This window comes from Candidatus Hydrogenedentota bacterium, assembly GCA_019695095.1.
In the GTDB taxonomy this organism is placed as follows: Bacteria; Hydrogenedentota; Hydrogenedentia; order Hydrogenedentales; family SLHB01; genus JAIBAQ01.
Genome location: JAIBAQ010000043.1, coordinates 1 through 13,789, shown reverse-complemented (window position 1 = coordinate 13,789; position 13,789 = coordinate 1). Strand labels below are relative to the sequence as shown.

General features: G+C 58.5%; 9 protein-coding genes. 8 read left to right on the top strand and 1 reads right to left on the bottom strand.

Translation table 11 applies throughout. The features are described 5' to 3' along the window. Window positions 1–2: 2 nt before the first annotated feature. Both K1Y02_09455 and K1Y02_09450 read left to right on the top strand, forming a co-directional pair. A complete protein-coding gene (locus K1Y02_09455) occupies window positions 3–2,246 on the top strand; it encodes a polysaccharide biosynthesis tyrosine autokinase (GenBank protein ID MBX7256575.1) in 2,244 nt (747 codons plus the stop codon). Window positions 2,247–2,330: 84 nt separating this feature from the next. Then, entirely contained in the window at window positions 2,331–3,854 is a 1,524-nt protein-coding gene (locus K1Y02_09450) for a hypothetical protein (GenBank protein MBX7256574.1), read from the top strand. Window positions 3,855–3,873: 19 nt separating this feature from the next. Here the strand turns inward: K1Y02_09450 and K1Y02_09445 are convergent, their stop codons facing one another. Next, window positions 3,874–4,920, bottom strand: coding sequence for a sugar ABC transporter substrate-binding protein (locus K1Y02_09445; protein ID MBX7256573.1), 1,047 nt, complete (start codon window positions 4,918–4,920; stop codon window positions 3,874–3,876). Window positions 4,921–5,683: 763 nt separating this feature from the next. Between K1Y02_09445 and K1Y02_09440 the strand changes: the two genes are divergently transcribed. From K1Y02_09440 to K1Y02_09415, 6 genes are all read left to right on the top strand, one after another. Continuing rightward, window positions 5,684–7,612, top strand: coding sequence for a protein kinase (locus K1Y02_09440; GenBank protein ID MBX7256572.1), 1,929 nt, complete (start codon window positions 5,684–5,686; stop codon window positions 7,610–7,612). Further along, window positions 7,605–9,803, top strand: coding sequence for a serine/threonine protein kinase (locus K1Y02_09435; protein ID MBX7256571.1), 2,199 nt, complete (start codon window positions 7,605–7,607; stop codon window positions 9,801–9,803). The genes K1Y02_09440 and K1Y02_09435 overlap by 8 nt, the downstream gene beginning before the upstream one ends. 360 nt (window positions 9,804–10,163) lie before the next feature. Then, on the top strand, window positions 10,164–11,303 hold the full coding sequence (locus K1Y02_09430; GenBank protein ID MBX7256570.1) for a Re/Si-specific NAD(P)(+) transhydrogenase subunit alpha: 1,140 nt from the start codon (window positions 10,164–10,166) through the stop codon (window positions 11,301–11,303). Window positions 11,304–11,376: 73 nt separating this feature from the next. Beyond that, entirely contained in the window at window positions 11,377–11,676 is a 300-nt protein-coding gene (locus K1Y02_09425) for an NAD(P) transhydrogenase subunit alpha (GenBank protein ID MBX7256569.1), read from the top strand. Window positions 11,677–11,741: 65 nt separating this feature from the next. Beyond that, complete coding sequence (locus K1Y02_09420) at window positions 11,742–13,154, top strand: NAD(P)(+) transhydrogenase (Re/Si-specific) subunit beta (GenBank protein ID MBX7256568.1); 1,413 nt, start codon at window positions 11,742–11,744, stop codon at window positions 13,152–13,154. Between the two features lie 16 nt (window positions 13,155–13,170). Continuing rightward, on the top strand, window positions 13,171–13,743 hold the full coding sequence (locus tag K1Y02_09415; protein MBX7256567.1) for a thioredoxin family protein: 573 nt from the start codon (window positions 13,171–13,173) through the stop codon (window positions 13,741–13,743). The last annotated feature ends 46 nt before the right edge of the window (window positions 13,744–13,789 follow it).

Genomic DNA, 13,789 nt, shown 5'->3' with positions numbered 1-13,789 from the left:
CGATGGCCAGCGAGACAGCAGCTTTAGCTCAGGCCGCGAGCCAATCGACGCGAGAGAACCAGCTACGGTTTATGATGACCGTAGCTCAGCGTCGTTGGCCGTTGATCTTGCTTTTCACGGTGCTCGTCGGTGCTGTCTACGGGGTGTGGGGACTAAGCAAGTTCAAAACCGTCGCGACGTACTCAGCAAGCACCAAGCTCAATGTCCGCCAATCGATGTGGGAGAAGGGCATCCTCAGGGACGTCGGCGGCAAAGCGCTCTTCTTGAATTCACCCGCGGCCCTGGTGGAGCGCATCAGCAAAGAAGCCGTCGCGGAGGCGGTCGTCCAGGCGATGGTACAGCAAGGAGTCGCGGAAGGTTTGCCGTATGGCGCCATCACGACCGAGAAGGAACTGGCGGCAGTTGCAAGTGACGTTCAGATGCGGCTCCGCTTGGAACCAGACGACTCGCACGGAACAATCGTTGTATCCGCCATGGCCGCGACTCAAGACGAAGCCAATCGCCTGACGGAGTTCGCCGCGCGCGCTTTCATCGGACTTAATCGCCAGTTTCTCGTGGAGGAAGAGCAGAACACACTCGACTTCGTCGTAAAGCAGTTGGACGAGTTGCGTCAGGAGCTGGACAAGGCCGACAGCGAATTGTGGCATTACCGAAAAGACATGGGATTTCGCACGAAAGACCAGGTCACCGATGAGATGCAGAAGCTGAGCAGGGAGATCAGCAACGCGGAAACAACGAAGGACGAAATCCACTTCAAGATGCAGAACATCGAGCAGCAGCTTCGGGAGCAGAACCAGAAGCTGCCGCTGTCCATCGGTCAGATTAGCGACGAAGTAGTCGTCAAGCTCATCAATGAACTCAGCGAGCTTCATCAGAAGCGCATATCAATGTCCGTCGTGTTTGAGCCGGGCTTCCAGCCTTTACAGGACCTGCAAGAAGAAATTCGCGAAAAGGAGCAGGCTATCCTGATCGCAATGCAGGAGCTCGATGGGGCAACGGAAGGCGGCGTGAGTGTGTTCGAGGATCGGCAGCAGTTACGCGACCAATACGTAAAGCTGCAAATCGAATTGACGTCGCTCGATATTGCCTCGGCTACGAATCAGCGTTTGGTTTCCGAACTGGAGGCCGCACTGCCTTCGCTTGCCGAAAAGGACAAGGAGTACCAGGATCTCGTTCGCAAGACCGGAAAGATGCGCGATCAACTCGACGCTCTCCTGGACAAAGAGTTCGAGATTTCGACGGCCATTAATCGGGAAGGCGGGTTTGTCGAGCGGCAGTATGCGGTTGTATCCAGTCAAGTGCCTACGTCGCAGCGCGTTCGGCCGTGGATGAATTTTGTTATCGGCGGATTTGTCGGCCTCATCGCCGGTTTTGGTTTCGCGATGCTTGGCGAGTACATGGACACGACGATTCGTACGATTGAAGATGTGGCGGACTACATCGGAGTGGAGGTCATTGGCGCTATTCCGAAGATGCGCTTCGGGAAAGCGCGGGGACGGCACCGTGGAGACTTTGTAAGCATCACCGATGAAGGACAGGTGGATGCGTGTATCGTGACTCGACACGATCCGAAGTCGCCGATTTCCGAGGCCTATCGTACGCTTCGCACGAACTTCCAGCTTGCGACCATTCAAACCCGCCCGCGCAGCCTCATGATTACGAGCGCGGTTCCCGGCGAGGGCAAGACGACCACGGCCGTAAACCTGGCGGTTACGCTTGCCGATAGCGGATTGCGCATACTCATCATCGATACGGACCTTCGACGTCCCCACGTTCACCATGTGCTGCGTATGGAACGCGGCCCCGGCTTGGCGGACGTGCTTCGCGAGGGTCAAGACGTGCACCGGGTAATCCGGCCCACGCGCGTCGATAACCTGTGGATGATTTCCAGCGGCCGCGTGCCTCCGAATCCCTCCGAGTTGATTGGATCGGATCGCATGCGCCGCGTGATGGAGCAACTGACCGGCGAGTTCGATTTGGTCATTTGTGACGCCCCGTCTGTACTGGTAGTAACGGACCCCGTGCTTCTTGCTACCGAAGTGGACACGGCCATTCTTGTGGTCTCCGTGAAGTTCGCCGCCCGCCAGACAATCCTCCGGGGGAAGAGGTTGCTTGAAACGGCGCGGGCGCATTTGTCGGGGGTAGTGCTGAATGGGCTTGAAGCCACCGGCAGGCACTATTATTACTACTACTATTACTACGATGAGGCTTCGCCGCGACGCAGAAAAAGGTGGTATCATTTCTGATACCTATCGTCTTGCCCGCAATGGTTACGAGGCAGGTTCGTGTGTGATCCTGTAGATTTCGGGCGAGCGGTGTAAGGTTCGCACATGGCGCTCTTCGGCAGACCAGAGTATCAGATCGGACGCGGTGAAGTTTCCGAAGCCCGCGTTGAGTTCCCGTTTCTTATCGGGTTCGTGCTAGTTGCGGCAGTCAGCCTGCTAATCTTCCACTCCGTCGTTCAAATTCCTTCTCTGACGATCGCTCTTGGCGTCAGCCTATTTCTCTTCGGCGTTACGGTCTTCCGCGTGGAGTGGGGCGTTGGTTTCCTGGTTATTGCCATGCTTCTTTCGCCGGAAGTCGCAAGCGAAAAGGTCGGCATGGGGAACCGCATGCTGCAGTTGCGTTACGACGATATCCTGATCATCGTGGTGTTTGCGGGCGTGTTCTTGAAGCTGGTGTTTGAGGGAAGCGGCACATTTTGGCTTCCGTCGCCTATCAACAAGGGTATCGTGCTCTATTACTCTGTATGTTTATTCAGCTCGATGCTTGCGTTTCGAAGGTCCTTGCCGTTGTTCGACCAGAGTGAGGCGTTCTTTACCCTTCTCAAGCTTGCCGAGTATTACATGATTTTCGTGCTCGTAGGAAATGCTATACGGACATATCAGCAGATTAAGTGGCAATTGGCGGTGTTCTTTGTTGTCGGTGCTATCATTGCCTGCTATGGCCTGTATTCGAAGTTTTTTTCTTCAATTGACCGCGTAAGTGCGCCCTTTGAAACGGGCGGGACGGAGCCTAACACTTTGGGCGGCTATTTGGTGCTGGTCATGTGCATCGCTGTGGCGATGTATATCAAGGCTCCAACAAAGAGAATGAAAGTGGTCATGGCCTGCTTGGCAGGCCTGGCTTTTACGCCATTCTTGTTTACGCTTTCACGCGCGTCCTACCTCGCGTGGGTGATGGGGCTGCTTGTTCTGGGAATCGCGGGTAAGAGACCAATACTGATCTTGCTAACGGCTTTGGTCTTGATCTTCTCTCAGTCCATCATGCCACCCGAAGTTGTCGAACGCGTCAACTACACGTTTCAGCAGGGGAGTGGAGAACCGGTAGCGATTGGAGGCATGGACACGGGTCTCCAGGTGGATAAGTCCACGCACGAGCGCATATACGTGTGGAAAAAGGTTAACTACAATTTGCTGGTGTGGCCGTGGTTCGGCGGCGGTGTTTCGTGGGACCGTGTTTTGGACAGCCAGTACGCGCGCGTGCTCATTGAAACGGGTCTGTTCGGTTTTGCCACGTTTGTCTTTCTACAACTCCAAATACTTCGGACAACACGCGAGAGTCATTTGTGGGCAAGCGACTGGGTGGGCAAAGCCCTCGGTCTTGGAACTTTCACGGCAACGGCTGCTTTGATTGTTCATTCTTTCGGGACGATATCGTTTCTGATCGTGCGCATCATGGAGCCATACTGGTTTCTCGTGAGCCTCGCGGTCGTTGCCCGGCATCTTGCTATTCAAGAGTACGCGCAACGGGCACAGCCCAAGGCGGTACCCGCTGCGATCGTGCCGTTGCCGCCACGCACTGAACCTCGCCTTCGCCGCCCTGCCCCAAGTCCTTCTACTCGACTTGGGTGACCTGCCGTTTGGGAAAGGACTACAGGAGCATGTTCTGCATTAGATACTTGTAACCGGTGGCCGTTTCCTTCGTCACGATTGGATTGTCGATCAGCATAAACGGAGGTACGTCGGACTTCTTCTGTCCGAGCGCGCACGCAAAGTATCCGATCATCAGGGCCGTCCAATGGATACGGCCGGCGGAGTTCATACCCGAGGCTATGATATCTCCGTTCAATACTCCGTTCAGGCCTTGTTCTTGCGCGTCGATACTTCCTATGACGATCTTGCGGTCGGCACCCGTCCGGCGCACGGCCTGAACCGCCGCCATTGCCATGTCGTCGTTATGGAAGAAGGCCGCATCGATTTGGGGAAACTTGACCAGGAGATCGTCCCAGATACGACCGACTTTGTTGATGTCCCAGTCGGCGGGTTGTTCATCAATGACTTCGATCTCGGGGTACTTGGAGATAACATCTCGAAAGCCTTTACCGCGAAGCTGCGCTCCGGAGTGCGCTAAGGCCCCTTGGGTGTGGACTATCTTGCCCTTCCCGCCGATCTGCTTGACGATAGCCTCGGTGACTTGACCGGCCAGCCATTCGTGATCGGGAGATATGAACGTCCAGAGTCCAATGTCTTCGCCTTCCGGCACAATGCGCGTATCGAAGTCGATGACGGGTATGCCTTTGTCGATCAGGCGCTTTACCGGCTCTTCCAGCGTCTTGATTCCATACGCTTGAATAGCGATGAAGTCCCATTGCTTGGTAGCCATGTCTTCGATGTCTTGGCGTTGCTTGTCGATGTTGAACTGGGAATCGTAGACAACCACCTCGATGCCCAACTTCTCGCCCCACCATTTGGCTGTGTCCATGCCGTGGGTACACCAGGTCGACTGAAGACCGGCGTTGGAAAATGCCGCGCGGAATTTCTTCGCAGGCGCGGCTCCAGGTGTGGCAGGCGCTTGGCCTTCCGCGGGCGTTGCCCCTTGGTTTGCCGGAACGCACCCCAGGACTGAGCCCATGCCCAGGGCCGCCGCCGAAGCGGACCAGTACTTTATGAACGAACGCCGCGATTCATGAATATCCATTCCCCAGCTCCCTCTGAACCATCTGTAAGTAATGATGATTGTGCGGGCCAGTCTAGCGCGCAATGAGCGCCGCTGCAACTGATCACTTCAGGTAGACAATAGCCGCCAGACTGAAGATGACATCGCTCAAACCTCGTGGAAGGCGAACTGGAAAGTTCGCCCTCCGCGTCCCTTTTAGCTGGGGGGTGTCCTCGTGTGATTTGACGGTACAAGGGGGTGTCCCGAAAAGACGAGGACAATTCGCGCAGAGCCGCCAAGGCGCAGGGGGCGTACAGCCGGGGTGTAATGTGACGATTCAAGGGTAGCCTGTGTGAGTCAGTGGTCGGGGCTCCTTGATTGGCGCCATTGAGACGGAGGTAGGTCAGCGCGAATTCGAGTGACCATAGTCATGTCCTCGTTGTTGCCTCTACTTATACGGGCAAGTTCGTTGCACTCCCGGGAAAAGGAATCAGCCGGCGGAATTGGAGACCGTTCGGTCGAGGAGAGTAGCTGGGTCGGGAGACACCGCCACAACAAGTTCATTGCACTCCCGGAGGGCGGTTTTTGGGCGCGAGAAGGGGGCAGGGGGCGGGAATTGATAAATACTTGACAAGAGTGCGTTTCCCTGCTAGATTACGCAGGGTATATTGTTTACATACAAGATGGCTCCCTCTACGCACCGGGGTTCACACCAGATATGGTAGGTCAGTCCTCAGGGCACGCTTCCCTACTAGGGACCGCTTTTGGCGGGTATGAGGTGCAAGCCTTGATTGGACGCGGGGCTATGGGGGCCGTATACCTGGCCCGAGACACCGCGTTGAACCGGGCCGTCGCCCTGAAAGTGCTGCTGGGCAGCCTTGCGCGCAACCCGGCCATGGTGCGCAGTTTTCACAGAGAAGCACAGGCAGCAGCCCCTCTGCGGCATCCGAACATCGTCCGGGTATATGCTGCGGGAATACAAGCAGGTACGCCCTTCATCGCCATGGAATACGTGGCGGGTGAAACCCTGGAGAGGTTCTTGCGCCGTAAGGGGCAGGTCACGTGGCAGACGGCCCTTTACATCGGCGGGCAGGTGGCGGAGGCGTTGGGGTGCGCACACCGGGCAGGGATTATCCATCGCGATGTAAAACCGGCGAACATTCTGCTGGATCGCTCCGGCCGCGTCCGTTTGACGGATTTCGGTATTGCCAACGCTGCGACCCATGAAACGCAAGGGGTTGTGGGAACGCCGCAGTACATGTCGCCGGAGCAATTGCGCGGAATCAAGCTGACCTGCGCGACGGACCTATTCTCGTTGGGCGTGGTGATGTACCAGATGATGGCAGGCAAACCGCCGTTTCAGGCGGACACACCCGTCGCTCTAATCAACAGAATCACGACGGAAGAACCCGCGCGACTGAATCGGCTCAGAGCGGACGTCCCGGACGATGTCGCGCGCCTGGTGGCGTTGCTGCTGGAGAAGTCGCCCGAGAATCGTCCGGCGTCGGCGGAGGCGGTGGTTGCCAGTATAGAACGCCTTCAACAGGAGAACGGCGGCCGTTCGGTAATTCCCGACGCCTTGTCGGCGTACGTCAAGGAACAGACAAACGCGCCAGCGCTGCGACTGCTTACGCCATTGCCACAAACGGCACCCGGCAAACCGAAGGCACGGCCTTCTGGCACAAAGCGTGTTATGCAAGCAATGGCCGTGGTTGCTGTTGGAGTGACGGTTCTGACGGCCTTGGTTTTCGGATTGATGCCAGCCGCACAACAGCCCCACGAGGCACCGGTATTGGATGCCTTTGTCTTTGAGGGAGAATCGCCGCTCGTGGGCGGGCTTCCCGCGTCCAGCTATCGTTTCGCGGATGTGAATTGGATGCCAGATAAACTGGCGGTGGAGATTCGCGCGGACGGGCGGGCGGACACGCTGGCGTATGGGGTATCCGGAGTACTGGCGGTTGACCCGCAGGAGCGCATTTGCCGCAGCGTGGTTTCGCCGGGCCAACCCATCGCGGCGAGCTGTGCGTACCATCCGAATGGCGTGACACATTGCGCCGTTGTGAATGCCGAGAACGGGACACAATCTTTGGTCGAACTGGATGTTGCGAGTCTCGACCACGCCGACCCGCAAGCGCGGCATCTGATTCAAGGGGTGCGCCTGGCACCCGGAAGCGTGCGGTATACGCCCGACGGGGCGCGCATCGGCTACGTCCGCATTGAAACAAATCATGAATTCTGGCTGATCGATCGCGCTTCGGACACAACAAAGGGGACCCTGTTATCTGTCGGCTTGACCGGTGACCGGTTTGCCTTCAGTCCCGACGGTAGCCTGGCGGCGATCATGCTCCCGTCCGAAACGGGATCGGAAGAACCTGACATCTACGTTATCGAGACCGAACGGGGCGAAATACGGAACCGTCTGGGTACCGGATTCATCGACATGACGTCCTGGCATCCGTCTGGAACGCATTTGCTCGTCTGTAGCGCGGCGGGCAGTGAAAAGCGGCAATTGTGGCGTGTGCCAGTTGATGGCGGCCAGAGACAACGCGTCACCGAGATGCCGGAAGGTGTCGGTAGCCGGCTGGCCGTGTCGCCCGCAGGCGATTGGGTGGCCGTGCTTACGAATCAGCACGCGCAGGCGAGCGTGGCTTTCGTGCGCTTGAACGAGGCAGGAAACTCGGTACCAGCTCAGACCGCGTCATTAAGCGGCAGCGAGGGGTCATCGCATGCGTGAACACGGCGGCGCACTTCCGGCGAGGCATGTTCTCGGCACGTATGAAGTCTTTGAGGAGCTAGGCCGTGGCGGCATGGGTATTGTGTACCGCGCCTTGGATCTTTCACTTGACCGGGTAGTGGCCATCAAGGTGCTGCGCGACGACCTGCGGACACAACCGCAGATCGTGGCCCGGTTTGGCCGCGAGGCGCGCGCCGCAGCCAGTCTGGACCATCCGAATATCGTGCAAATCTACGCGGTCGGAAGCGAAGACCGCGTGCCGTATATTGCGATGGAATACGTCAACGGGACGCCTCTTTGCGCGGTTACGCAATGCGCGAAGCAAGTTCCGTGGATGACGGCCCTCGACATCACGGCGCAAATCGCGTCGGCGTTGGCTTGCGCGCATCGCGCCCACATCATTCATCGCGACATCAAGCCCTCCAACGTGCTGGTTACTTCGGCGGGCAAGGCGTATATCACGGATTTTGGCATCGCGAAGATCCTGACCATCGATGACGGTCTCACGATAGACGGGTCGCGGTTGGGCACGCCCCACTACATGTCGCCCGAGCGTTGCGCCAACGGTGAACTGACGCCGATGAGCGATCTGTATTCGCTGGGCGTTGTGTTGTTCCAGATGGTGACCGGTCACTTACCTCACGAAGGGGTCACATCGGTCAGCCTTATCAACCAGATTATCCACGAGCCCCCTACGCGCGCGCGCTCCTTTGCGGCGAGCATCCCGGAAGACGTGGAGCGCCTGATCGCGTGGATGCTGGAACGCAATCCGCAGCACAGACCGCAAAGCGGCGACGTCGTATGCGAAGCCATTGAGCGCATTCGCGCGGGCAAACCCCTCGAAGTCAACGCGAGTTCGATGCGGGAGGCAATTGCGGACTTTCGTGAATCGATGAACGAGCTCAAGACACCTACGACGGGCGTGCGGTCTGCTTCCCGGCAAGCACACTCGCGCAAGGGTCTCTTCGCGCGGCTGGTGTCGCGCAAGATGCTGTGGGCATTGGCGGGAATAGTGATGGCCACAGGTCTCGGCGCGTTCGCCTTTCATCAAGTATCGGCCGGAGGCGCGCAATCGGACAGTTCCACGATTGCAGTCCAAGCGTGGACAAATTCTCAACCTCTGTGTACCTTCACGGAGGAGACACCGGGAACCACCCTTGTTCGGCTTCACCTCCCCGAATATCGAATTGCCGGGTTCGGCTGGACCGGTAAACCGGTGGCCGCGGCCGTCTTCTTGAATTCAACGAGCGATTCCCCACGCATGGGCCGACGCGTCGTGTGTGGATTAGAACCCCTAGTACGGCGAGCCTCCATTGGAAGCCCCCCCCTTCCTTTCGCCGACAGAACCTCGCCCCAATACGACGCGCCGGCCTGCTCACCTTCCACGGACCCTGCCTCGCGGCTAACGGGCCGCTTTCTCGTGCGAGTCTTGGCGGCAGATAGGACCGCTCCCCATTTTGTCTCGTGTTCCATCCTCGCGAACCACGAGGAATCGGCGCCAATTGCCTGGCTACCCGCGGACGCGGGCCTGGCAGATGTAACCGGCCTTGTAATCCATCCGAACGGTCAGGCCGCCGTGGCAGTTGTGAATTCAGTCCAAGGTAGTCGCGTAGTCTTCCTGGACCTTTCGGAGACCGGCGTGCTTCGCTTGAAGTATGCCCTGGAACCCAGCGGCAGCCTTGTCCGTGACCTGCAATACACCCCGGATGGTTCGAAGGTCTATTACGTGCGTGGCGCTGAAAAGGGCGGCTCAATTTGCGTCGCGACTGAGGACGCAAATGGGGTAGCCGAGCGCGTCATTGTGGATTGCGGCGCGCGTCTTAACGAAGGCGCCGTACGTTTCGACGGTCAGTACCTCGTCAGCACGGAAAATGGCCCCGATGGTGCTCCGCATCTTGTGGTCCGCAATTCCGAATCAGGTCAGTCCATCGCGGACCTTGGCGAGGGACGGGCCGGGACGTGGCAACCGGCGCATAACACGGTCATAGGTGTGCGCCCGGATCGAAAGGGTGTGCCGCAGCTCTCGCTCGAAGTCCTTGACGGCAGTGGTAAGCAACTTCAGCTCACGCATTTCGAGAATGGAGTAGAACCGTTCTGCTCCGTATCCCCGGATGGACACTGGGCCTTGTCGTCAACAGGCGGTCCCGAGCCCACGGCTGTCCTGATCGATCTGTCGCGCGTGTCGCTGTAAGTTCCACCGGAAGGCGCCCGCTCAGCCTGGCGCAGCACAGCCGCGAGTAGAGTGACTCAACCACCGATGAACTCCGATGGACAAATCCAGTAGGCGGCACGGCTCCCTTGGCCGCAAGTTATGCACTACGCTCAATCGCGCCGATTCAAATTGCGGACTGACTGTTTAGCGATCGTGAGGAATAGGGACCCGTAGCGTTTGCGGCGCAATACCGTTATAATTCTCTGGCTGGATTGGTGACAGCAAGAAATGGGTTTATTCGCGTACGGCGTACGATTGCGCCGGGACCGTTTGCTTTCCACTTGCGCAGACCGATGCAGCAGACCGTGTATTACGTAGACTGCAACGCCGGGGGTGTCTATGCGCTTATTTGTCCCGCGAGAAACGTCGGCCGGAGAATTACGCGCGCCGCTCATTCCTGAAACGGTGGCGCGGCTCGTCAAGTTGGGCGCGGAGGTATGTGTCGAGCAAGGCGTCGGCTCGGGGACCGGACATACCGACGACGCGTATCGCGCGGCAGGCGCGACCGTTCTCGCGGACCGGTCGGCGTTGTCCGAGGCCGATCTCGTGGCGCGCATCCGAAAGCCTTCCATCGACGAAGTGCGGCTCATGAAGCGTGGCGCCATTCACATTAGCTTTCTCGACCCCTTCAACGAATCTACTCTGATCGATGCCATGGTTGAGGCCGGTGTGTCGGCGATCAGTATGGAGATGATTCCGCGCACGACGCGCGCACAGAAGATGGACGCGCTAAGCTCGCAAGCCAATCTCGTCGGGTATGTGGCGGTGATTATTGCCGCGGAACGCCTTCGTCAGGCCTTCCCCATGATGATGACGCCCGCGGGCACCATCAAACCTTCGCGCGTATTCGTGATCGGCGCGGGCGTGGCGGGCTTGCAGGCAATCGCCACGGCCAAGCGCCTTGGCGCGCGTGTGGATGCGTTCGATACGCGTCCCGTTGTGGAAGAACAAGTGCTTTCGTTGGGCGCCAAGTTCGTGAAAGTGGACTTGGGCGAAACGGGCCAGACGAAAGACGGCTACGCCAAAGAACTGACCCCGGAGCAGCAGCAGTTGCAGCGCGATGCGATGGCGAAGGTGTGCGCGCAAGCGGACGTCGTGATTACGACAGCGAAACTGTTTGGAAAGAAGGCGCCTGTCATCGTGACGCGCGAGATGCTATCGCAAATGAAGCCGGGGAGCGTCGTCGTGGATCTGGCGGTAGAGTCGGGCGGCAATGTGGAAGGGATCGAACTCGACAAGGAAGTCATCGTCGACGGGGTTAGACTGGTCGGTCTGTCGAATCTAGAGAGCCGCGTTGCGGTGCATGCAAGTCAAATGTACTCGGCGAATCTTGGAAGCCTCGTCGAAGACTTCTGGGACAAGGAGGCCAAAACGTTTGCGCTTCGCATGAGCGATGAAATTATCCAGGGGTGCCTCGTGACTCACGAGGGCGCTGTGGTAAATGAGACTCTGAAGAAGGTTAGAGCGGGAAGCAAGTAGCACCGGGGTGTACGAACGCGCGAGGGGATGAGGCATCCCGTATGTCGCGCGGGTCTGGCGAAAGGCGGCGAATATGGTTGAAATGATGTTGCTGGTCTTTACCTTTGTGTTGGCGATCTTCCTGGGACTGGAACTCATCTCGAAGGTCCCTTCGATGTTGCATACGCCACTTACGTCGGGTTCCAACGCCATTTCGGGCATCACCGTTGTCGGCGCATTGGTGGCGGCAGGCACGCTGCACGACAGCCGGTTTGGAACGATACTGGGGTTCGTGGCCATCGTCTTTGCCATGATCAATGTGGTGGGAGGTTATGTCGTCACGAATCGCATGTTGGCGATGTTCAAGAGCAAGGAAAAGGGGGGCCAGTCGTGAGCAGCGTGAATTCGCTTATCGCCCTCGCCGCGAGCGTGCCGGCAGCGTCCGAACCGTCTGGCGCGTTGACCATTCTCATCAATTCAAGCTACATCGTCGCATCCATTGCGTTCGTCATGGGACTGAAGTGGATGGGCCGCGTGGAAACCGCGCGCAAAGGCAACCTGATTTCCGCGCTCGGCATGACTGTCGTGGTCCTGGCGACACTCGCCACGCCCGGTATGACCTACGAGTGGATTGCCGCGGGAATTGTTATCGGTTCAGTTCTCGGCGCCGTATCGGCAATGCGCGTTCCAATGACGTCGATGCCGGAATTCGTCGGCCTGTACAACGGTTTCGGCGGTCTGGCCAGTCTGCTGGTTGGATGGGCCGAGTATCATCACAACGCTCCGGTATGGACGGTGGGCGGAGCGCCCGAAGGTCCCGCGCCGATATGGTTCACCGCGCTCGCGTGTTTTCTGACCATTCTGATTGGGGGCGTGACGTTCTCGGGGAGCATGGTGGCCTACTGCAAACTGGCCGAGCGGGTGATCGGCGGCAAGCCTATCCTGTACAAGGGCCAGCATGTAGTGAATCTCGGAATTATCCTTGTCGTTTTGCTCATAGGCGCGGCGTTCGCGGTTCATCCGGGCGGACAAGTCACCTATGCACTCTTTGCCGTCGCAATCGTTCTTTCCCTGCTGTTGGGAATTCTGATCACGATCCCCATCGGCGGCGCGGATATGCCGGTTGTCATTTGCCTTCTGAACAGCTACTCGGGGCTGGCAGGCGCGGCAGCGGGCTTTGTGATTCTCAACCCTGTGCTGATCGTTGCGGGGTCCCTGGTTGGCGCCAGCGGTATTGTGCTCTCGATCATCATGTGCAAGGCCATGAACCGATCCTTCGCCAACGTGTTGTTCGGAGGATTCGGCGCGACCGCCGGTAGTGGCCCGAGCGGCGCACACGGCGAGGCGAAAGCCGCGTCTCCGGAGGAGGCGTACTATGTACTGGAAGCCGCGGGGTCGGTCGTGTTTGTCCCCGGCTACGGCATGGCAGTCGCTCAGGCGCAACACGTCGTCCGCGAGTTGGGCGAGTTGATCGAGAAGAACGGCGCGGAAGTCTGTTACGCCATTCACCCGGTCGCCGGGCGCATGCCCGGTCACATGAATGTGTTGCTCGCGGAGGCGAATGTCCCCTACGAGAAGCTCGTGGAAATGGATGCCATCAATCCGACGATGAACACGGTGGACGTCGCGATCGTCATTGGCGCGAACGACGTGGTGAATCCCGCGGCGCGCGACGATGAGTCGAGCCCTATTTACGGAATGCCAATCATCAACGTCGACCATGCGAGAACCGTCTACGTGCTCAAGCGTTCCATGGCGTCTGGTTTTGCTGGAATCGACAATCCGCTCTTCTTCAAGGAGAATACGCGGATGATCTTTGGCGACGCCAAGGCCACCATTCAGGCGTTGGTCGCCGAATTCAAAGCCTCGTAAAGGAAAGGTCTTTCTCATGCCACGACCCCCTGTGTTGCCGTTGATTGACTGGAAGCGTGTTTTTGAAATGGGCAAGGACTACGCCGCTTGGATTGCGAGCGCGGAGAACAAAGACCACGCGGCATCCATGGAAGAATTGCGCAAGGCGCAGCGGCTGGAACCGTGCGTTATCGCCATGTTGCGCGCGCTACCCCGGCCCGTGCACGTCGTCGCGATTGCCGAGGACTGGTGCGGCGACGTCGTACGCCATGTTCCGGTGCTTCAACGAATGGCCGAGGAGGGGCGCGAGTTGCTTCGCGTGCGATTCGTCGCGCGCGAGCAAAGCAAGGAAGTCTTCGTCCGTTTTCTCACGAATGGCGGCGAGGCAATCCCCAAGTTTGTGTTTCTGAACGACCAGTTCGTGGAGTGCGGCAACTGGGGACCCATGCCGGCGGTATGCCGGGAGCTCATTTCGCGAGGGAAGGCCTGCGGCGACGTGGCTGCCGCGCGCGCCAAAGTCTCTGCGCTTTACGCAGCGGACAGCGATAGGCAAGTGGTCGCTCGCGAGTTGCTGCATTTAGTCGAAGTGGCGTCCGCCATGGCGCCGTAACCGATTTCGGAGGAGGGTCCGCCGCAACCGATCTTCTCCGTACGGA